The organism is Rhodopseudomonas sp. (assembly GCF_013377015.1).
Taxonomy (GTDB): domain Bacteria; phylum Pseudomonadota; class Alphaproteobacteria; order Rhizobiales; family Xanthobacteraceae; genus JARJEH01.
On record NZ_JACABA010000002.1, the window covers coordinates 107,125 to 125,544 of the forward strand.

The window sequence follows — 18,420 nt, forward strand, 5'->3', positions numbered from 1 at the left end:
GGAGATGAAAACGCCTCCGCAGCCTCATCGTGCCTGGACGGGTGGTGGAATCCATCGACCCGTTCCGGCATCCGGCCCGACATACCAAGGGAACGCCCCGCTTGCCAAGTCGGAACGCCTCCGGCGCCTCAAATGAGTCGTCCGGCCGACACTCTGCCGGATCGCCGGAGTTGAATCGCCATGATATCCGTAATATGATATACATTCAATTTCAGGATATCATGGAGACGTCGATGCTGGTTTCCAAATGGGGCAACAGCCTCGCGGTGCGGCTGCCCAAGGCGCTGGTCGATCAACTCGGCCTCAAGGAAGGCGACGAGCTGAACGTCGTTGCGGCGAGCAACGGCGCCATCGAGGTCGAGACGAGGGAGCAGCGCCGTCAGCGGGCGCTCGACAATATGGCTGCGCGGAACTGGAAGCTGTCCGAGGGCTATAAGTTCGATCGCGACGAAGCTAACGAACGGTGAGCGCGTTCTTCGACACCAACATCCTGGTCTATGCCCAGCAGGCTGGCGAGAAGGCCGACCGGGCGCGCGCGCTGTTCGCGACCGGGGGCAAACTCAGCGTCCAGGTGCTTAACGAATTCACCTCCGTATCGCGACGCAAGCACGGCAAGGATTGGCGCGAGATCGCCGAAGCGATTGCCGACGCGCTATCGCTGGTCGACCCACCGCAACCGATTACGCTCGACCTGCACAACGCCGCGCGATCGCTTGCTGAATATCATAGCCTGTCGTTCCAGCGATTGAAGCCGGCTGCGACACGCTCTACAGCGAGGACCTGCCGCATGGCCGCGCCATCGGCGGGCTGACAATCCGCAATCCGTTTCTTGAAAGTGCTCCGTGAACGCGCAACGGCCCTGGTGGGACCCCTCGAAGCACCTCGATCGGCAGCCATTCCTGCAGGTCCGAGGCCGGATCACCCGCGCCGTCCGGCTGTGGTTCGAGAGCAAGGGGTTTTGCGAGGTGGAAACCGGCATCCTGCAGGTCTCCCCCGGCAACGAGACTCATCTGCACGCGCCGCGCACCGAAATCGTCAGCGCCGAGGGCGAGCGCCTGACCCGCTATCTGCGGACCTCGCCGGAATTCGCCTGCAAGAAGCTACTCGCCGCCGGAGAGGACAGGATCGTGGAATTCGCGAGGGTGTTCCGGGATCGCGAGCGCGGCGATCTGCATCTGCCGGAATTCACCATGCTGGAATGGTATCGCGCGCATACGCCGTACCGGACGGTGATCGCCGATGGCATCGCCGTGATCGCGCTGGCGGCGCGGACCGCGGGGACCCGGACGTTTTCGTTTCGCGGCAGGATCGCCGATCCGCTCGCCGATCCCGAGATGCTCTCGGTGGCGGCGGCGTTCGATCGCTTCACCGCGATCGATCTGTTGGCCACGATCGACGGCAGCCAGCCCGACCGCGCCGCGCTGGCGGCGGCGGCGCGGCGCTGGGTCCGGGTGACCGACGACGACACCTGGTCGGATATCTTCAGCAAGGTTCTGGTCGAGCATATCGAGCCCAATCTCGGGCAGGGCAGGCTCACCGTGTTGCACGACTATCCGGCGCCGGAAGCGGCGCTGGCACGCGCCAAAGCGGACGATCCACGCGTCGCCGAGCGCTTCGAGGTCTATGCGTGCGGCGTCGAACTCGCCAACGGCTTTGGCGAACTCACCGACGCGGTCGAACAGCGCGCGCGTTTCACCGCGGCGATGGACGAAAAGCAGCGCCGCTACGGCGAGCGCTATCCGCTCGACGAGGAATTTCTCGCCGCGGTGGCGGCGATGCCCGAAGCCAGCGGCGTGGCGCTCGGCTTCGACCGGCTGGTGATGCTGGCGGCGGGTGCTACAAGGATCGATCAGGTGGTGTGGACGCCGCCGGCGGGCGATCGCGCATGAGCATTGTGAAGAAACTGGAGAGTGCCGCCGCAGCGACGTTGCGGCAGCCGGCGGAACTGGTCGCGCGTGGCCTGGTGTCGGCGCAGGATCTCGCCGCGCTGGAGCTGGTCGCGGCGCGCTACGCGGTGGCGGTGACGCCCGCCGTCGCGGCCCTGATCGATCCGAACGATCCCGCCGATCCGATCGCGCGGCAATACATCCCGACTGCCGCCGAATTGGTGGCTGAACCGATCGAGCGCGCCGATCCGATCGGCGACGCCGCGCATTCGCCGGTCGAGGGCATCGTGCACCGGCACCCGGACCGGGTGCTGTTCAAGCTGGTGCATGTCTGCGCGGTGTATTGCCGGTTCTGCTTTCGCCGCGAAATGGTCGGGCCGGGCAAGGACAGCGCGTTGTCGGGCGAAGCGACCGCGGGAGCGCTGGACTACATTCGCGCGCATCCGGAGATCTGGGAAGTGATCCTGACCGGCGGCGATCCGTTAATGCTGTCGCCGCGGCGGCTGGCCGAGATCATGGTCGAACTGGCGGCGATCCCGCAGGTGAAGATCATCCGGATTCATACACGGCTTCCGGTGGCCGATCCGGCGCGGATCAGTGCCGCGATGGTCGCCGCGCTGTCGGTCAAGGGCGCCACTGTTTGGGTGGCCCTGCATGCCAACCATCCGCGCGAACTGACGGTTGCCGCGCGCGCCGCCTGCGCGCTTCTGATCGATGCCGGAATTCCGATGGTCAGCCAGTCGGTGCTGCTGCGCGGCGTCAATGACGACGCGGCGACGCTGGAAGCTTTGATGCGGGCGTTCGTCGAATGCCGGATCAAACCTTACTATTTGCACCATGGCGATTTGGCACCCGGCACCGCGCATCTGCGCACCACGCTGGCCGCGGGGCAGGCCCTAATGCGGGAACTGCGCGGACGGGTGTCTGGGCTGTGCCAGCCGGAATATGTGCTCGACATTCCCGGCGGCTACGGCAAGGCCCCGGTGGGTCCGAATTATTTGATGCGGGACCAGGAATCGCCGACGGAGTCGCGCTATCGTGTGATGGACTATTGTGGCGATGTTCATCTCTATCCGCCGCAGACGTGACAACCGGATGTCCGACTCAGAGCCACCGCAGGACGACGGCAACCGGACCACCGAGAATGTAGTGTTGCTCGGATTCTTCGTGCTGCTGGTGGGGGCGGGTATCTGGCTGCTGAGCAGCATGGCTGAGGTGCGCAGGGTGCAGGATTGCACGGCGCAAGGCCGCCGCAACTGCGCGACGATCGAGCTGCCGGATCGCGCCCGATAGATGATTTGGTTGCAAACCGAGATCCGGTTTGTTGAAACAACGTGCGGCAGAAGATAGCTTGAGCCGATTCCGATCGTCCCGACCGCCGCAAATCCACGGAATGCGCGGCAAGGTTATCTTTGGACTGGGAGAATGAGATGAAGAGGTTGATCGGAGCGGCGGGCGTTTTGATCCTGTTGGGCGGCGCCGCGGCGATCGCGCAGAGCGGTACCATGAACTGGCCCAACAGCGAGCCTTCGAATCCGCCAATCAAGCCGTCTTCGACCCAGGGCCGAACGGTGATTCCCGCCGCCCCGGTCGGTCACCGGCAGCCGCGGCCGACTGCGGCTGAGACTGCGGATGCCAAGGCCCTGAACAAGCTCGATGCGGAAGACGCTTTGCTCGATCGCAAGATCAAAGGCATCTGCCGTGGCTGCTGACGCCACGGCAGTCCGGCGCTTGTCGGTCAGGCCTTGCGCGCGGCGAGCGCGAGGCCGATCAGCGTGGTGCCGCCGAAGAGCAGGTTGATGCCGACCAACAGGCCGATCGCCCAGGCTGCCGATCCGGGCAGGCCGGTGATGATGATGAATGCCACCACCAGGTCCATCAAACCGGCAACGAGCATCCAGCCCCAGCGCTCCGACAGTTCGCGGCGATGATCCAGCGCGTACATGATGGTGGCAATGCCTTCGGCGATGAAATAAGCACCGACCACGATGGTGAGTGTCAGCGTGGCTTCCAGCGGCCGCGCCAGCAGCACGAAGCCGGCACCGAGCGCCAGCACGGCGGAGGCCAGCGACCACCAGAACCCCGGCGCCTGGCGCGCCCAATAGCTGAATGCTAGCCCGGCGACGCCACTGATCAGGAACATCCAGCCCAGCAGGATGGTGATGGCGAGGCTCGCCAGCAGCGGCAGCACGATCGCGGCGAGGCCGAAAACCACCAGCAGAATGCCCTCGAACAAGAAGGCCTTCCAATGGCCCTGAATGGCGGCGTCCAATTGGGCCTGGATTTTTGCGGGATCGTCGGGAAGCGTCATCGAAATTCTCCTGTGCCGTCAATTGATCGCGGCATCATCTGCGCAAACGCGGCAGTGTCCAAATTGTTCGCCAGCATCGGAACCATATCGCTCGATGACGGCGACCTAGCGGGTCCAGCCGGTAGAGCCACATTCGATCTTAGCCGGAAAACATGACACGGCGAATCCGATCGACATCGATCCAAACAAGGGTCTTTCGATCGGGCGCATTGGCGAGCCGGTCGGAGTGCTAAAATGGCGGAAACCAACTGCTCTGAATTTCGGTTGAGTGGTGGCGCTCCCTAGCGGAGCGACACCAGCAAAAACGCGCGTTGGTTTCGTTGCGCTTTTAGCTGCTGGGTGACCCAACTTTTCCCACCGGGGAGGAAAGTGGGTCACATCCGTTCACGATCTGGCCCAACGAGACCAAGTTCATGGCGCAGGCTGCCATGCGCTGCTGGTTCGCCTTCTTGGTGTATAGCTCGGCCTGCTGCAGGGTCTTCCAACCGAAGGTCGCCACCAACTGATGCGGGGTTGCACCACGTTCTGCAGCCATGGTCGCGCCAGCCTTGCGGAGCCCGTGGGCGCGGCCGGGCACCTTCGCCTCGATACACCTGTCGGCCCTCCAGTTGCCAAGCCCCTTGGTCGTGTAGGGCTGGCCGAACTCGGTTTCGAGGAAGGTCAGGGTGCCGCACGGCGACCCGGCCAGCACCGCCTCCAACTCAGGTAGGATCAGGATTACAAGGTCGACCGGGCTCTTGTTGCGGTTCTTGTGCTGTTGGAAGGCCAGCCAGCGGCCCGGGTGGGTCCGGCGCAGTTCAGGGCTGACGTGCTCGGGCTTGCGGATATGCTGCTTGCCGAGCTTGGCGATGTCCGAGATCCGCTGGCCTAGCAGCAGGAACAGCATCAACGCCAGATGCGCCTTGGTGCCGATCCGGTGGCGCAGCTTGAAGCGCTCAATCTTCTCGATTGTCCAGGTGTGGTGACCGCCGGAATCGACGCGCTGCTACAGCTCGACGTTTTTGGCGGTGTTGCGCGCGACGAGCTTGCCCGGCTTCACGGACACTGCCCATTTGTACAGCTGGCGGATCGCCTTAACGCGCATATTTGCAGCGTCGATGGAGTTTTCCGCCTTGCGATCTCTCATGACCTCGATCGCCTCTTCGGGCATTTCCTATCCCGTTAGAAAAACGTCGCCTTCTCAAGTACCGATTTATTTAGCCGAACCTCCTTGAGCGTGACATCTGACTCGTTAGCACTGGTAACAGTAAACACTTGGTCTTCGGGCGAGGTCGACAAATAGTCACGCCAATTGATGAAGGGACTCGCCCACGTTGGCTCGAACGTTTCGCGTCCAACCTTCCAATAGTCTTCCGAATTGGCGCCGCTGGGCTTTTCTTTATCCCAGGTCAGAAGAATCGCACTTGCCTTGGCCACGAAATAGGTGGCTGTCCAAACAACCGATCTCAGGCCGCTCATCATCGGCCTTCCGTAGAGTTCCTGATCGAAGCGGAGTATTGCTCCGTTCTGCAGCCAGTGGATGGTGAATTCAGTGTCGATCAATTCCTGAGCGCTTCCTTCGTGAGCAATGAAATTTCGCATCGTCTTACGCCCTACAGAGAGTAGGACGTCGGAGAGGTGCGGCGAGCACTCATCGAGGAGCGAAATAATAAGCTGAGCTCTGGCATCCGACTTGAGAGCCTGTTTAACTCCATGCTGCACGTTGGAGAAATAGGTCGTCTTCGACTTTCCCTTGCTGTCAACAAAGCGATAGCCGACGATCGTCGCTTCAATGACTTTGGCTGCGCTGTCCAGCGCCGCGGCGGCATGAAACAGGATTGATTCGAGCTCTATCGCGAGTTCGCGCGGTCGCAAGCACATCATCACCGGAGGGGTCACCGCTGGCCTTGCGTAGGGTCCGGATCTCGGCGCGATGACGATATCATGGAGATGAATTAGGGCTTGTCTGCTATGGTGAAGTGTCCCGTCGAGCCGCGCTATCAAACGTAGTATTCTCTTGAACTTCGCATCGTTCGAACCGAGTTTCTGTCGTTCCTGGATCTCCGCGCGGAGTCCATTCAGCAAAGCGACTGCCCCTGGCTTGAGCACTCCATAGCCATCCCACTGTGGGGCTTCGGCGTATAGCTCGTAGGTTTCCCCCATCTTGTTGAAATCAGTCATCTGCAAAAACCAACCCCGGCTCTTGTTATGCGTCGCCCGCAGAGCCTTCCGGAACGCGACGGGAACAGATGATCTTTTTCGGTCCTGGCGAAACCGTATTCTGCCGCCGATTTCGCCGACTTTGCCTACCCTGAAAACTCCGGCCTTAGGTAGCAAATGCACGAGAGATAGCTACATAAGATCGGAGAACTCGTAGAACGCTTTGATTGTTTGGGATTTTGTGGTGCCGGTTGAGAGGATTTAACTCCCGACCTTCGGTTTGCAAAAGCGTTAGCTTGGTGGCCCAGGCAACTGCAGGCAGGTTTGAGCCAGTTGAGCAGCCCAATCGATCATCAGCTTGAACGCTCCGCACCTAACCCCCCATTTGACCAGCTCCTCGCCAGCCGTCTTGGCCATGCTGCCGAGAAGGGAATCGACATAGTCTCCGAGCTTCTTTCCGACTGTTTTGAGCAGTCCAAGACTGGCGATCGCTGCTTGGTCGTGCGGAGCTTGGATCGAATGGGCTTTGAGCGTTGCAATAGCGCCGCGGAGTTCATCTATCTCCTCGACCGTAAGCGGCAGAGGCTTGTCGACAGGCGGCCCGTTGTGGCCGAATTCGGTCAGCTGCGTGAGCTGGTCCGCAACGTCGTCCAGAACGGCGGACAGTAAAACCTTCCTTGGGCGCAAATCACGCTCATCAAGAGGAGGCGCTTCGCCAAGCGCATACTCGCCAAGCGCACCAAATCCAACCACCCCATGACCCTCCGCTGGATTGATGACGTAGTACAACGAACGAAACGCAACTGAGCATTGCGCCGCCTCAATGCACAACTGGCATTAATGGTCGATCATCGAAAGAGTGGGTCACAGGCATGCGGAAAAGCCTGTATTCCAGCGGTCGCTTACCGTGGCCCACTATCACTCAAGTATTTGATTTTGCGCATTTTTTGGCGCTCCCTAGCGGAATCGAACCGCTCTCTCCACCGTGAAAGGGTGGCGTCCTAACCGATAGACGAAGGGAGCAAGACGCCAGCCCAGGCGCGACCAAACCGGGTCGCGGGCGGCGTTTCGCACGGCCGTACAAACTATCCAAGTCGAATCAACGTGTTACGTTTATCCGACGGCTGCCGAAGCGGAATCTTGCGATCCCAACCGACGACAGCGCGCGAACGTATAGTGGCGTTTGTCCGGCCGGGCAAGTCATCTGGGCCATTCCGGTCGACGGCAAAAAGCCGGAGCCGGCTCTCGCTGTTTCGCAGCCGGATGCAACGCTTTTTCAATGCCGGGGCGATAGGACAGGGACGGAACGGAGAATCCAATGGCAGTCGCAGGCAAAAAGCGTGAAGCGCGCAAGTCGGTGCGCCAGAGCGGCTGGATCACCCTCGAGGGGGGATTCGCGGCCCGGCCCTGCGTCGTGGTCGATCTGTCGACCGCCGGCGCCAAGGTCACCGTCGATGAGGCGCAATCGCTTGGCCCTAAGTTGCGACTGGCGTTCTCGCGTGACGCGCGGACCGGGCGCAATTGCGAGGTGGTGTGGCGACGCGGCAAGACGCTTGGCGTCAAGTTCGTTCGCTAATTGTCGCGCTTGTGCGCACAGATGCAAACGGGCTCCGCCACGCGGCGAAGCCCATTGCAGGACGGCGAATTCTGATCAGCGGCCGAAGAACAGCCAGAGCAGAATGATCACCGGAATTGGCACGCCTAGCAGCCAGAGCAGAAGTCCGCGTCCCATATTTCACCTCCAATAACCTGGTCACAACGACCTTATCGCAATGGAACGCCAGGTTTGGCGGGTCGTTCCATAGCGACTGACAGTTTCTGGAGTGAGTGCGACGACCGAAATTGGTTGTGGAACGAAACGCTCACCAGTGACCGGTGTTCGGCATCGACGACCACGGCTCCTGCGGCGGCAGCGCATCGCCCTTCTGCAGCAATTCGATCGAATGCAGATCCGGCGAGCGGACGAACGCCATCTGGCCGTCGCGCGGCGGGCGGTTGATGGTGATGCCGAGCTTCATCAGCCGGTCGCAGGTGGCGTAAATGTCGTCGACCTCATAGGCGAGGTGGCCGAAATAGCGGTCCTCGCCGTATTTCTCCTCGTCCCAATTGTAGGTCAGTTCGACCAGCGGCGCGCCGCGTCCCTTGACCTGCTTCAGCAGGGCCTCGTCCTCGGCGGCGCACAGAAACACCAGCGTGAATTTCGCCTTGTCGTTGTCGATGCGGCGAACTTCCTTGAGGCCGAGCGCATCGGCGTAGAATTTCAGCGCCGCGTCGAGATTGCGGACGCGCAGCATGGTGTGCAGATAACGCATGTTTCCTGTCTCCCTGACCGGCACGATCTGATTTTTCCGAGACGTGCCGGCGCGCTGAATAGCAGGAAAATTGGGCTTGGGGCAGGGCGAGGCTGCGGATGGCAGGCAAGGAATTTGGCTCTTGCCGTGGCGTTGCGCGCAACCGCTCAGTCGATCGGCTTGGATCGAAGGTGGCAGGGCATCTTGTCTTCGGCATCGGCATCGCGCCGGAAACTTTCGGCGTAACCCTCGAACTCGCGCATCATGTCCTGTGTGGACATGGTCTTCGAAATGCGCTCGGCCAGCACGGCCTGAGCTCTGAGATATTCACTCCATGGATTCATGAACTGTTCCTCGCCCGCGACAGCAGGCACGGATCAAGCATCTCAGGGCGCGAGGGTTCCGGCTGCGTTGCGGCGTGGCTCGAGATCGCGCTCGATGATGCTTAACGAAATCGAACGAACGGGTGCGGATTGGGCTCCAGGCCGAACGAAGGCCCGCTTCGTTGCGGCTGGCCTTGCATGGGACGCGACGGCACGCCGCATCGACCACAGCCCCGACAACGAAAAAGAGCCCCGCCTTGGAGGGCAAAGGGCTCTTTTGGGAGGAGGTCTTCCGCAGAGGCGGCCAATATCGTCGCGTTGACGGCCGCGTGCAATTCAAGAAACTGTGGCTGCGTTTTTATGCAATCCGCCTTGGTCGAGACAATTTCGCTCGCAAAGTCGGCACGTCGGGTGCCATGCGGATTCCGTTACCGGTGATGCTTTGGTCGGTCTTGCGGCGCGCGCCTCAAACTGCGATGGCTCGCGTACAGTTTCGGGTCTTGAATCAATGATCGCGCCGGATCTTCGCAGCGGGGTGAATCTGCTCGGTGACATGATCGCGCAGGCATCGGTGATCGTTCCCTTCACCGGGGCCGGGATCTCGACCGAATCAGGAATCCCGGATTTTCGCTCGCCGGGCGGGCTGTGGACCCGCAACCGGCCGATTCCCTTCGACGAATTCGTCGCCCGACAGGATGCCCGCGACGAGGCATGGCGACGGCGCTTCGCGATGGAGCCGACCTTCGCCGCAGCGCGCCCCGGACGCGGCCACCGCGCGCTGGCGTCGCTCTACAAGGCCGGCAAGATTCCGGCGATCGTCACCCAGAACATCGACAATCTGCACCAGGCCTCCGGCGTGGCCGGCGACCATGTGGTCGAACTACATGGTAACACCACTTACGCGCGCTGCATCGGTTGCGGCAAACGCCATGAACTCGCCTGGGTCAAAGAATGGCTCGCGCGGACCGGCTACGCGCCGCATTGTACAGCGTGCGACGAACCGGTGAAGACCGCGACAATTTCGTTCGGGCAGGCGATGCCACAGGATGCGATGCGGCGGGCCACCGAACTGGCGCAGCAATGCGATCTATTTCTGGCGATCGGCTCATCGTTGGTGGTGTGGCCCGCGGCCGGGTTTCCGATGCTCGCCAAGGAGTGCGGTGCGAAGCTGGTGATCATCAACAACGAGCCCACCGAGCAGGACGAGATCGCCGATCTGGTGATCCGCTACGACATCGGCGAGACGCTGGGGCCGTTTGTCGGCAACTGATCCTCGTATGATTCGCAGGTACTCAAGTCTGTTCATAGTTACAGAAGTGTTCGTTTTTTGTCTTTGCGACGCGGACGACGGTGTTATCTTTGCACATGAGATTCGCGGCGGCGCTATCCTGAGTTGTTTAGGGAAGGACCCGCTAGACGCCGTTGTCACACCGACAGCGGGTTGTAATTGATGTGTGGGGTCCGGGTTCATGGGGTCGGACGGGTTTGAGTCCAAAAGGCCGGGCGCACTGCCATTGAGCGGCACCGGTATAGCTAGGCACGGGGCCGGCGAATTTTCGGGAAGCCCTGATCGCGACAGCATGGCTGACCCGTTCGCCGGGCTCGGCGATGCTGCGGCCAACCTGGTGGAAATCAGCGGCATCATCAAATGGTTCGACGCCTCAAAGGGCTATGGCTTCATCGTGCCGGACAATGGCTGGCCCGACGTCTTGCTGCATGTCACGGTGCTGCGGCGCGACGGCTATCAGACGGCCTATGAGGGCGCCCGGCTGGTGGTCGAGTGCGTTCAGCGCGCCAAGGGCTATCAGGCTTTCCGGATCGTTTCGATGGATGAGTCCACCGCGATCCACCCGGCGCAAATGTTGCCGCCACGCACCCATGTCAACATCACGCCGACCAGCGGCCTCGAACGGGCGCAGGTGAAGTGGTTCAACCGTCTGCGCGGATTCGGCTTTCTGACTTGCGGCGAGGGCACGCCGGACATCTTCGTGCACATGGAAACGCTGCGCCGCTACGGCATGACCGAGTTGCGGCCCGGCCAGTTCGTGCTGGTCCGGTTCGGACCCGGCTCCAAGGGGATGATGGCGGCCGAGATTCAGCCGGAAGCCGGCGCGCCCGGGTTGTCGTCGCACTAGCCCCGTCGTGCGGGATGGTGCCGTGGCCATCGTTGCTGGAGTGAGCAATTTTGCTCATCGCGTTTTTGTGAATCCTGCCGTAACGCTCAGCTCGAAATCGCCGGATTAGCCCATGCCGAAGGTCTGGCCTTTGCCACGATCCTCAGGCAAAGATTTCACTATGCATGGTTTGTGGCTAACGGACGGGTTGATTTGATGCGGAGCCGTGGAGTTTTGCGTGCCGGCCGGGGGCTTCTATGGGCAGCGCTGGCAGCGACGATGTTGGTTCTCGCCATTGCCGGAAACGGTGCCCGCGCCGCCGATATCCAGACGCTGGAGATCGTCACCAAGTCCGGGGTGCAGATCTTCTCGGTCGAAATGGCGACCACCGAACAGGAAAAAGAGACCGGTCTGATGTACCGTAAGGAGCTTGCCGACGGTCACGGCATGCTGTTCGATTTCAGCCCGGAGCAGCCGGTGACGATGTGGATGAAGAACACCTTCATCCCGCTCGACATGATCTTCATCCGCGCCGATGGCCGGATCTCGCGGATCGCGGAGGACACCGTCCCGCAATCGCTGAAAACCATTCCGTCGGGGCCGCCGGCTAAGGGCGTGCTCGAGGTGATCGCCGGCACCGCCAGGAAATACGGCATCGTGCCTGGCGACCGGGTCGCGCATCCCTTGTTCAACGGCCGCTGATTGAACGGGTGTCGAAACCGCGGCTTGCTGGGGGAGACTTAAGCGTGTATCGACAACGCTCCCAGCGACACGTCAAGACATCGGGGTATAGCGCAGCCTGGTAGCGCGGCAGTTTTGGGTACTGCAGGTCCAAGGTTCGAATCCTTGTGCCCCGACCATCACCGCCCGTGGCGCTGCCGCCGTGCCTGGTCCCGATCGCATCGCCTCAGGACTGCCTGACCCCGATCCGTTCTGGCGCCGGCTCGGGCTTCTTCACCGGCTTCGGCGGCGGCTTGTCCTGCCGCTTCGACCAGGAGATGTAGTAGGCCACCAGCGTCATGATCGCGATTCCGGTGACGCTGACGAACACCTGCGCCGCTAGCGAGCCCGAACTCATCATCAGTTCGAAATGGCCGACGAACGACAGAAACACGCCGACGCAGAACACCGCGAGCGATTGCTGGCCGCATTTGATCACCGGATCGAACCCTCGCCACTCCAATCCCGGCCATTCCTTCGGCACGAACCGGATCACCATCACGACGATCACGGCGAAGTGCAGGAAGCGGTACGGCGGCAGATTGGTCTTTTCGTTGGGATTGAAGACGTCGAACAGCCAGGACGGAAACATCTCGCCGAACGCCGGGAACCGGCCCGCCATGGTCATTATCAGGGCGAACACCAGATAGAAGAGGCAGAACCACAAGGTGATCGGCGAATTGATGATCGCTCGCGACTTCACCGCGCCGCCGAGCGCGCACCAGGCGCCGAACACGAACAGCAGCTGCCAGCAGAACGGATTGAAGTACCAGCTGCCGGAGGGATAGCCGGCGAGATTCCAGTCGAAAAACCGCGCGGCGAAATACAGTCCCAGCGACGCCAGCATGGTGAAGCCGGGCCGGCGCAGCATGAACCACAGCACCGGCGGAAACAGCCCCATCAGCACGATATAGAGCGGCAGCACGTCGAGATTGAGCGGCTTGAACTTCAGCAGCAATCCCTGGCGCAGCGTTTCGATCGGATTGTCGACCAGACCGGCGACGTTGAATTCATGGATGATGTCCGGGTCGCTGTAGCGTTGCGCGACGTAACCGATCGACACAATGTAGATCACGAACAGGATGATATGGGCGACATAGAGCTGCCAGACCCGCTTGGTCAGCCTCGTCGCGCCGACGATGAAGCCGCGCTCCAGCATCATCTTGGCGTAGACGAACGACGCGGTGTAGCCGGAGATGAAGACGAACAGGTCGGCGGCGTCGGAAAAGCCGTAGTTTCGGGTGGTGATCCAGTTCACCACATTGTCCGGGATATGATCCAGAAAGATCGCCCAGTTGGCGATCCCGCGAAACAGGTCGAGCCGGAGGTCGCGTCCCTTGGAGGGGAGGATGGCCTGAATTTCCATGGGATCCGTTGGTCCGTGGGTTGGCCGGAGACCGGCGTCGGCCGGCGTTCGGTCGCGATTGTCACGACGCTATAGACGGAATATACCAAACTCGGAAACGAAACTGCTCGGCGCCGGAATCACAAAAACATCCTGACAGATCACGATATAATATGCCTGCCGTTTTCGCCAAACCGCCGCAATGTCGCATCGTCAACAGGCTCATCATTCCATGACCGCACGGATCTTCAAGCCCGCCAAGAACGCCATGCAATCCGGCACCGCCAAGACCAGGGAATGGCAGCTCGACTATGAGCCGGAGCAGCCACGAGTGATTGAGCCGCTGATGGGCTGGACCTCGTCCGGCGACATGCGCCAGCAGCTGACGCTGCGCTTCCACACGCGGGAAGATGCGGTCGCCTACTGCGAGCGCGAAGGCATTCCCTATCAGGTGATTGAGCCAAAGGTGCCGGTGCGTCGCCGAGCAGCCTATTCGGACAATTTTGCGTTCCGTCGCGACGAGCCGTGGACCCACTAGGCTTGAACCCGCTGGGCTTGGTCCGACCGGTCCTGGCTTCGTCGGTGTCGGCTGACTGACCGCCGTCCTGATCCGGTCGACGCCTTAGCGCAAGCCGGTTTCCGTCTCGCAGCCGCAATCTGAGATTTCGCCAAGTCAGGTTGCCTCCGACCGCCGCGCAGTGTCACCATTGGCCAATTGCTGCAACGCTGCAGCGCAAAAGACCGGACAGCCATGTCGCTCCATTCCATCATCGATCCCGGCTCCACCGAATTTGCCCGCAACGCCGAGGCGATGCGCGGGCTGGTCGCCGAATTGCGCGACAAGCTCGGCAGCGTCGCCGGCGCCGGCGGCGAGGTCTCTCGCGCCCGACATACTTCGCGCGGCAAGATGCTGGCGCGCGATCGCGTCGATCTGCTGACCGATCCCGGTACCGCGTTCCTGGAATTGTCGCCGCTGGCGGCGCATGGCCTGTACGGCGGTGACGTGCATTCGGCCAGCGTCGTCACCGGGATCGGCCGGGTCTCGGGCCGCGAGTGCATGATCGTCGCCAACGATGCCACCATCAAGGGCGGCACCTATTATCCGATGACGGTGAAGAAGCATCTGCGGGCGCAGGACATCGCACGGCAGAACAATCTGCCCTGCATCTACATGGTCGATTCGGGCGGTGCCTTCCTGCCGCAGCAGGACGAGATCTTTCCCGACGAACGGCATTTCGGCCGGATCTTCTACAACCAGGCGCAGATGTCGGCACTCGGGATTCCGCAGATCGCGATCGTGATGGGCTCCTGTACCGCCGGCGGCGCCTATGTGCCGGCGATGTCGGACGAGAGCATCATCGTGCGCAATCAGGGCACCATCTTCCTCGGCGGACCGCCGCTGGTAAAGGCCGCCACCGGCGAGGTGGTGACAGCCGAGGAACTCGGCGGCGCCGACGTGCATTCGCGGCAATCCGGCGTCACCGACCATTATGCGCAGAACGACGCCCACGCCATCGGCATTGCCCGCAAGATCGTCGCCACGCTGAAGCAGCCGGCCCGCGCCGCGCTGAACATGCGCGAGCCGCGCGAGCCGCTGTATCCGGCCGAGCAGCTCTACGGCATCGTGCCGGCCGAGGCGCGCAAACCGTTCGACGTCCGCGACATCATCGCCCGCGTGGTCGACGGCTCGGAATTCGACGAGTTCAAGAAGCTGTATGGCCAGACCCTGATCTGCGGCTTCGCCCATATCTGGGGCTACCCCGTCGGGATCATCGCCAACAACGGCATCCTGTTCAGCGAAAGCTCGCTGAAGGGCGCGCATTTCATCGAGCTGTGCTGCCAGCGCAATATTCCGCTGGTGTTCCTGCAGAACATCACCGGCTTCATGGTCGGCAAGAAGTATGAAGCGGGCGGGATCGCCCGCGACGGCGCCAAGCTGGTGACGGCGGTGGCCACCGCCAACGTGCCGAAATTCACGATCGTGATCGGCGGCTCCTATGGCGCCGGCAATTACGGCATGTGCGGCCGCGCCTACAGTCCGCGATTCCTCTGGATGTGGCCGAATGCGCGGATCTCGGTGATGGGCGGCGAGCAGGCCGCGATGGTGCTGAGCAGCCTGCGGCGCGACAATATCGAGGCCAAGGGCGGCAGCTGGTCGACCGAGGAGGAGGAGGCGTTCCGCGCGCCCACCCGCGAGCAGTTCGAGACCCAGGGCAGTCCGTATTACGCCACGGCGCGGCTGTGGGACGACGGCGTGATCGATCCCGCCGATACGCGGCTGGTGCTCGGCCTCGGCCTGTCGGCCTCGGCCAACGCGCCGATCGAGCCGACGAAGTTCGGCCTGTTCAGGATGTGATGATGGCACCGTCTGCACTTTATCGGCGATTCCGTACCCTGCTGATCGCCAACCGCGGCGAGATCGCCTGCCGGGTGATCCGCTCCGCCCGCGCCATGGGGCTGCGCACCGTCGCGGTCTATTCCGAGGCCGACCGCGACGCGCTGCATGTCGGGCTGGCCGACGAGGCGGTGCTGATCGGCCCGGCGCGCGCCCGCGATTCCTATCTCAACATCGAGCGCATCATCGCGGCGGCCAAGCAGAGCGGCGCCGAAGCGATCCATCCCGGCTACGGCTTTCTGTCGGAGAGCGCCGAATTCGCCCAGGCCTGCGCCGACGCCGGCATCGTGTTCGTCGGTCCGACCGCGGCGATGATCACCGCGATGGGCTCGAAATCCGGCTCCAAGGAGTTGATGGAGAAGGCCGGCGTGCCGCTGGTGCCGGGCTTCCACGGCGAGGCGCAGGACGAGACGACGCTGGCGGCAGCGGCCGACAAGATCGGCTTTCCGGTACTGGTGAAGGCCTCGGCCGGCGGCGGCGGCCGCGGCATGCGGATCGTGCGTTCGGCCGGCGAATTGGCTGCGGCGATCGTCAGCGCCAAGCGCGAGGCCAAGGCGGCGTTCGGCGACGATCGCATGCTGATCGAGAAATTCGTGCAGAACCCGCGCCATATCGAGGTGCAGATCGTCGGCGACAGCCACGGCAATCTGCTGTCGCTGTTTGAGCGCGAATGCACCCTGCAGCGCCGGCACCAGAAGGTGATCGAGGAAGCGCCGTCGCCGACACTCAATGCGGCGCAGCGGGAGACGGTGTGCGCCGCCGCGCGCAAGGCGGCCGGAGCGGTGAACTATGTCGGCGCCGGCACCATCGAATTTGTCTCCGACGGCAAGGACGTGTTCTTCATCGAGATGAACACGCGGCTGCAGGTCGAGCATCCGGTCACCGAACTGATCACCGGGATCGATCTGGTCGAATGGCAGTTGCGGGTGGCATTCGGCGAGAAACTACCGCTGAAGCAGGACCAGATCACGCTGAATGGCCACGCCATCGAAGCGAGGGTCTATGCGGAAAATCCTCACAAGAATTTCATGCCGTCGGTCGGCGCGATCAAGACCTGGCGGACGCCGCCGGAAACCAACGGCTTGCGGATCGACGCCGGCTACCGGACCGGCGACGCGGTGTCCCCCTATTACGATGCGATGCTCGCCAAGGTGATCGCCTGGGCGCCGACCCGCGACGCCGCGATCGACCGGCTCAACCGCGGGTTGGAAGACACCGACGTTCGCGGCGTCACCACCAATCTGCCGTTTCTGTCGGCGCTGATCACCCATCCGCAGGTGCGCGCCAACAATATCGATACCAGCTTCATTGAACGCGAGTTGAAGGCGCTGACGCCGGCGGCGCCGATCGCCAGCGATCTCGAACTGTGCGGCGCGGTCGCGGCGATCCTACAGGCGGAAGCCGAGGCGGCGCGGGCGGACGCGCATTCGCCGTGGCGCAGCTCGGGTTGGATGCCGGTCGGCCGCCGCAAGCGCGTATTCGTGTTCCGGCGCGGCCAGGGCGCCGACCATGTCGACACCCGGGTGACGCTGCATTATGGCGGTGGGCCATCGACGCTGACCATCGGCGAGCGCGAACTGGCATTCGAATCCGCCGCGAGCGGCGCAGGCCTCGACATCACGCTCGACGGCGCGCGCTCGCATGTGGTGGCCGTCATCGAGGGCCATGAACTCTATCTGCGGACCCGCAATGGCCGCTTCGACCTGCATTGGGTCGATCCGTTCGGCGGCGAGGACGAGGAGCAGGTCGGCGAGGACAAGATCGTGGCGCCGCTGCCCGGCACCGTGGTGGCGCTGCTGGCCGAGCAGGGCGCGCATCTGGCGAAGGGCGCGGCGATCCTGACGCTCGAAGTCATGAAGATGGAGCAGACCCTGCGGGCGCCGTTCGCCGGCGTGCTGAAGGCGTTGAAATGCAAGGTCGGCGACATCGTCCAGGAAGGCGTCGAACTTGCCGAGATCGAACCCGACGCCGCGTGAGGCCACATGAGCGAGACCGTCCGCATCGTCGAGGTCGGCCCGCGCGACGGGCTGCAGAACGAAAAGACCGCGGTCAGCGTCGCGGACCGGATCGCCTTCATTGAAGCGCTGCTCGGCGCCGGCTTGCATACCGTCGAGGTCGGCGCCTTCGTGTCGCCGAAGGCGATTCCGCAGATGGTCGGTTCCGCCGAGGTGCTGCGCGCGGTCGGCGGGCGCGATGGCGAATTCCACGTGCTGGTGCCGAACGAAAAGGGCTATGAGGCCGCGCGCGACGCCGGGGCCCAAGTCATCGCGGTGTTCGCCTCGGCGTCGGAAGGGTTTTCCCGCGCCAATATCAATTGCTCGGTCGCGGAATCGATCGAGCGCTTCAAGCCGGTGATCGCCCGCGCTACTGCTGACGGCATCAAGGTCCGCGGCTACGTCTCCTGCGTGCTCGGCTGCCCGTTCGACGGCGAGGTCGATCCGCAGGCGGTGGTCGACGTCACCACCATGCTGTGGGACCTCGGCTGCTACGAGGTGTCATTGGGCGACACCATCGGCGTCGGCACGCCGAATAAGGTGCGGGCGTTGCTCCGGGCCTGCGCCGAGGCGGTGCCGATGCAGTCGCTGGCGATGCATTTCCACGACACCTACGGCCAGGCGCTGGCCAACCTTTATGCCGGCCTCGAAGAGGGCGCCCGCGTGATCGACAGCGCCGCCGGCGGGCTCGGCGGCTGTCCCTATGCGCCCGGCGCCACCGGAAATGTCGCCACCGAGGACGTGATCTACATGCTGGAAGGCATGGGGATCAAAACCGGCGTTGACATGCAAAAGCTGGTGGCCGCGACGAATGACATCGCCGGTCTGCTTGGCCGACCGCCGGTCAGCCGGGTGGCGTCGGCGCTCAATGCGAAGCGGCGGGCGGCAAAGTAGCGCGCACG

22 protein-coding genes and 2 tRNA genes are annotated in these 18,420 nt (G+C 62.8%); 16 read left to right on the top strand and 8 right to left on the bottom strand.

The genetic code is table 11. The features are described 5' to 3' along the window. Positions 1-233: 233 nt before the first annotated feature. The 6 genes from HXX15_RS08770 to HXX15_RS08795 all read left to right on the top strand — a co-directional run bounded on the left by HXX15_RS08770 (position 234) and on the right by HXX15_RS08795 (position 3,598). Entirely contained in the window at positions 234-467 is a 234-nt protein-coding gene (locus HXX15_RS08770; RefSeq protein ID WP_296515124.1) for an AbrB/MazE/SpoVT family DNA-binding domain-containing protein, read from the top strand. Beyond that, positions 464-811, top strand: coding sequence for a hypothetical protein (locus HXX15_RS08775; protein ID WP_296515126.1), 348 nt, complete (start codon positions 464-466; stop codon positions 809-811). The genes HXX15_RS08770 and HXX15_RS08775 overlap by 4 nt, the downstream gene beginning before the upstream one ends. Before the next feature lie 31 nt (positions 812-842). Beyond that, positions 843-1,889, top strand: coding sequence for an EF-P lysine aminoacylase EpmA (gene epmA, locus HXX15_RS08780; RefSeq protein WP_296515129.1), 1,047 nt, complete (start codon positions 843-845; stop codon positions 1,887-1,889). Continuing rightward, a complete protein-coding gene (locus HXX15_RS08785) occupies positions 1,886-2,974 on the top strand; it encodes a lysine-2,3-aminomutase-like protein (RefSeq protein WP_296515131.1) in 1,089 nt (362 codons plus the stop codon). The genes epmA and HXX15_RS08785 overlap by 4 nt, the downstream gene beginning before the upstream one ends. A gap of 7 nt (positions 2,975-2,981) precedes the next feature. After that, complete coding sequence (locus HXX15_RS08790; RefSeq protein WP_296515133.1) at positions 2,982-3,179, top strand: hypothetical protein; 198 nt, start codon at positions 2,982-2,984, stop codon at positions 3,177-3,179. A gap of 137 nt (positions 3,180-3,316) precedes the next feature. Beyond that, positions 3,317-3,598 carry a hypothetical protein gene (locus HXX15_RS08795; RefSeq protein ID WP_296515134.1) on the top strand — a complete coding sequence of 94 codons (282 nt, stop codon included), beginning with the start codon at positions 3,317-3,319 and terminating at the stop codon, positions 3,596-3,598. Positions 3,599-3,624: 26 nt separating this feature from the next. Here HXX15_RS08795 and HXX15_RS08800 read toward each other — a convergent pair whose 3' ends face one another. From HXX15_RS08800 to HXX15_RS08825, 6 genes are all read right to left on the bottom strand, one after another. Continuing rightward, positions 3,625-4,197 (bottom strand): HdeD family acid-resistance protein, encoded by a 573-nt coding sequence (locus HXX15_RS08800; RefSeq protein ID WP_296515136.1) that lies wholly within the window; start codon positions 4,195-4,197, stop codon positions 3,625-3,627. 328 nt (positions 4,198-4,525) lie between these two features. Beyond that, on the bottom strand, positions 4,526-5,146 hold the full coding sequence (locus HXX15_RS08805) for a tyrosine-type recombinase/integrase (RefSeq protein WP_366558588.1): 621 nt from the start codon (positions 5,144-5,146) through the stop codon (positions 4,526-4,528). Between the two features lie 36 nt (positions 5,147-5,182). After that, the gene (locus HXX15_RS08810; RefSeq protein WP_296515140.1) at positions 5,183-5,347 is read right to left on the bottom strand and encodes a hypothetical protein; all 165 of its coding nucleotides are present in this window, start codon (positions 5,345-5,347) and stop codon (positions 5,183-5,185) included. Between the two features lie 11 nt (positions 5,348-5,358). After that, on the bottom strand, positions 5,359-6,357 hold the full coding sequence (locus HXX15_RS08815) for a hypothetical protein (RefSeq protein ID WP_296515143.1): 999 nt from the start codon (positions 6,355-6,357) through the stop codon (positions 5,359-5,361). Between the two features lie 270 nt (positions 6,358-6,627). Next, positions 6,628-7,125: a hypothetical protein gene (locus HXX15_RS08820; protein ID WP_296515145.1), complete on the bottom strand. Its 498-nt coding sequence runs from the start codon at positions 7,123-7,125 to the stop codon at positions 6,628-6,630. 159 nt (positions 7,126-7,284) lie between these two features. Continuing rightward, positions 7,285-7,359, bottom strand: a tRNA-Glu gene (locus tag HXX15_RS08825). 295 nt (positions 7,360-7,654) lie between these two features. Here HXX15_RS08825 and HXX15_RS08830 point away from each other — a divergent pair. Then, on the top strand, positions 7,655-7,912 hold the full coding sequence (locus HXX15_RS08830) for a PilZ domain-containing protein (RefSeq protein WP_296515147.1): 258 nt from the start codon (positions 7,655-7,657) through the stop codon (positions 7,910-7,912). A 286-nt stretch (positions 7,913-8,198) separates the two neighbouring features. Here HXX15_RS08830 and HXX15_RS08835 read toward each other — a convergent pair whose 3' ends face one another. After that, positions 8,199-8,648: a VOC family protein gene (locus tag HXX15_RS08835; protein WP_296515148.1), complete on the bottom strand. Its 450-nt coding sequence runs from the start codon at positions 8,646-8,648 to the stop codon at positions 8,199-8,201. Between the two features lie 98 nt (positions 8,649-8,746). On the opposite strand from HXX15_RS08835, the gene HXX15_RS08840 reads away from it, so the two are divergent. From HXX15_RS08840 to HXX15_RS08860, 5 genes are all read left to right on the top strand, one after another. Further along, positions 8,747-9,076 carry a hypothetical protein gene (locus HXX15_RS08840; RefSeq protein WP_296515150.1) on the top strand — a complete coding sequence of 110 codons (330 nt, stop codon included), beginning with the start codon at positions 8,747-8,749 and terminating at the stop codon, positions 9,074-9,076. Positions 9,077-9,458: 382 nt separating this feature from the next. Beyond that, positions 9,459-10,220 (top strand): Sir2 family NAD-dependent protein deacetylase, encoded by a 762-nt coding sequence (locus HXX15_RS08845; RefSeq protein WP_296515153.1) that lies wholly within the window; start codon positions 9,459-9,461, stop codon positions 10,218-10,220. 199 nt (positions 10,221-10,419) lie between these two features. After that, a complete protein-coding gene (locus HXX15_RS08850) occupies positions 10,420-11,085 on the top strand; it encodes a cold-shock protein (RefSeq protein ID WP_296515154.1) in 666 nt (221 codons plus the stop codon). 258 nt (positions 11,086-11,343) lie between these two features. After that, the gene (locus HXX15_RS08855) at positions 11,344-11,766 is read left to right on the top strand and encodes a DUF192 domain-containing protein (protein ID WP_296515156.1); all 423 of its coding nucleotides are present in this window, start codon (positions 11,344-11,346) and stop codon (positions 11,764-11,766) included. An 81-nt stretch (positions 11,767-11,847) separates the two neighbouring features. Next, positions 11,848-11,924 (top strand) — tRNA-Pro (locus HXX15_RS08860). A 47-nt stretch (positions 11,925-11,971) separates the two neighbouring features. Here HXX15_RS08860 and HXX15_RS08865 read toward each other — a convergent pair. Further along, on the bottom strand, positions 11,972-13,150 hold the full coding sequence (locus HXX15_RS08865; RefSeq protein ID WP_296515158.1) for an OpgC domain-containing protein: 1,179 nt from the start codon (positions 13,148-13,150) through the stop codon (positions 11,972-11,974). A gap of 211 nt (positions 13,151-13,361) precedes the next feature. On the opposite strand from HXX15_RS08865, the gene HXX15_RS08870 reads away from it, so the two are divergent. The 4 genes from HXX15_RS08870 (at position 13,362) to HXX15_RS08885 (ending at position 18,412) form a co-directional block, all read left to right on the top strand. Next, on the top strand, positions 13,362-13,667 hold the full coding sequence (locus tag HXX15_RS08870) for an ETC complex I subunit (RefSeq protein WP_296515160.1): 306 nt from the start codon (positions 13,362-13,364) through the stop codon (positions 13,665-13,667). A 213-nt stretch (positions 13,668-13,880) separates the two neighbouring features. Next, the gene (locus HXX15_RS08875; RefSeq protein WP_296515162.1) at positions 13,881-15,485 is read left to right on the top strand and encodes a carboxyl transferase domain-containing protein; all 1,605 of its coding nucleotides are present in this window, start codon (positions 13,881-13,883) and stop codon (positions 15,483-15,485) included. Between the two features lie 2 nt (positions 15,486-15,487). Further along, positions 15,488-17,500: an acetyl/propionyl/methylcrotonyl-CoA carboxylase subunit alpha gene (locus HXX15_RS08880; RefSeq protein WP_296515163.1), complete on the top strand. Its 2,013-nt coding sequence runs from the start codon at positions 15,488-15,490 to the stop codon at positions 17,498-17,500. Positions 17,501-17,506: 6 nt separating this feature from the next. Further along, complete coding sequence (locus HXX15_RS08885) at positions 17,507-18,412, top strand: hydroxymethylglutaryl-CoA lyase (RefSeq protein WP_296515166.1); 906 nt, start codon at positions 17,507-17,509, stop codon at positions 18,410-18,412. Positions 18,413-18,420 lie beyond the last annotated feature (8 nt).

Coding starts and splice junctions, on each gene's coding strand:
- HXX15_RS08885 (WP_296515166.1), top strand. CDS start 17,507: ATGAGCGAGACCGTCCGCATCGTCGAGGTCGGCCCGCGCGACGGGCTG.
- HXX15_RS08790 (WP_296515133.1), top strand. CDS start 2,982: ATGTCCGACTCAGAGCCACCGCAGGACGACGGCAACCGGACCACCGAG.
- HXX15_RS08800 (WP_296515136.1), bottom strand. CDS start 4,197: ATGACGCTTCCCGACGATCCCGCAAAAATCCAGGCCCAATTGGACGCC.
- HXX15_RS08795 (WP_296515134.1), top strand. CDS start 3,317: ATGAAGAGGTTGATCGGAGCGGCGGGCGTTTTGATCCTGTTGGGCGGC.
- HXX15_RS08870 (WP_296515160.1), top strand. CDS start 13,362: ATGACCGCACGGATCTTCAAGCCCGCCAAGAACGCCATGCAATCCGGC.
- HXX15_RS08840 (WP_296515150.1), top strand. CDS start 8,747: ATGGCAGGCAAGGAATTTGGCTCTTGCCGTGGCGTTGCGCGCAACCGC.
- HXX15_RS08850 (WP_296515154.1), top strand. CDS start 10,420: ATGGGGTCGGACGGGTTTGAGTCCAAAAGGCCGGGCGCACTGCCATTG.
- HXX15_RS08830 (WP_296515147.1), top strand. CDS start 7,655: ATGGCAGTCGCAGGCAAAAAGCGTGAAGCGCGCAAGTCGGTGCGCCAG.
- HXX15_RS08815 (WP_296515143.1), bottom strand. CDS start 6,357: ATGACTGATTTCAACAAGATGGGGGAAACCTACGAGCTATACGCCGAA.
- HXX15_RS08810 (WP_296515140.1), bottom strand. CDS start 5,347: ATGCCCGAAGAGGCGATCGAGGTCATGAGAGATCGCAAGGCGGAAAAC.
- HXX15_RS08785 (WP_296515131.1), top strand. CDS start 1,886: ATGAGCATTGTGAAGAAACTGGAGAGTGCCGCCGCAGCGACGTTGCGG.
- HXX15_RS08770 (WP_296515124.1), top strand. CDS start 234: ATGCTGGTTTCCAAATGGGGCAACAGCCTCGCGGTGCGGCTGCCCAAG.
- HXX15_RS08875 (WP_296515162.1), top strand. CDS start 13,881: ATGTCGCTCCATTCCATCATCGATCCCGGCTCCACCGAATTTGCCCGC.
- HXX15_RS08845 (WP_296515153.1), top strand. CDS start 9,459: ATGATCGCGCCGGATCTTCGCAGCGGGGTGAATCTGCTCGGTGACATG.
- HXX15_RS08865 (WP_296515158.1), bottom strand. CDS start 13,150: ATGGAAATTCAGGCCATCCTCCCCTCCAAGGGACGCGACCTCCGGCTC.
- HXX15_RS08835 (WP_296515148.1), bottom strand. CDS start 8,648: ATGCGTTATCTGCACACCATGCTGCGCGTCCGCAATCTCGACGCGGCG.
- HXX15_RS08855 (WP_296515156.1), top strand. CDS start 11,344: ATGTTGGTTCTCGCCATTGCCGGAAACGGTGCCCGCGCCGCCGATATC.
- HXX15_RS08880 (WP_296515163.1), top strand. CDS start 15,488: ATGGCACCGTCTGCACTTTATCGGCGATTCCGTACCCTGCTGATCGCC.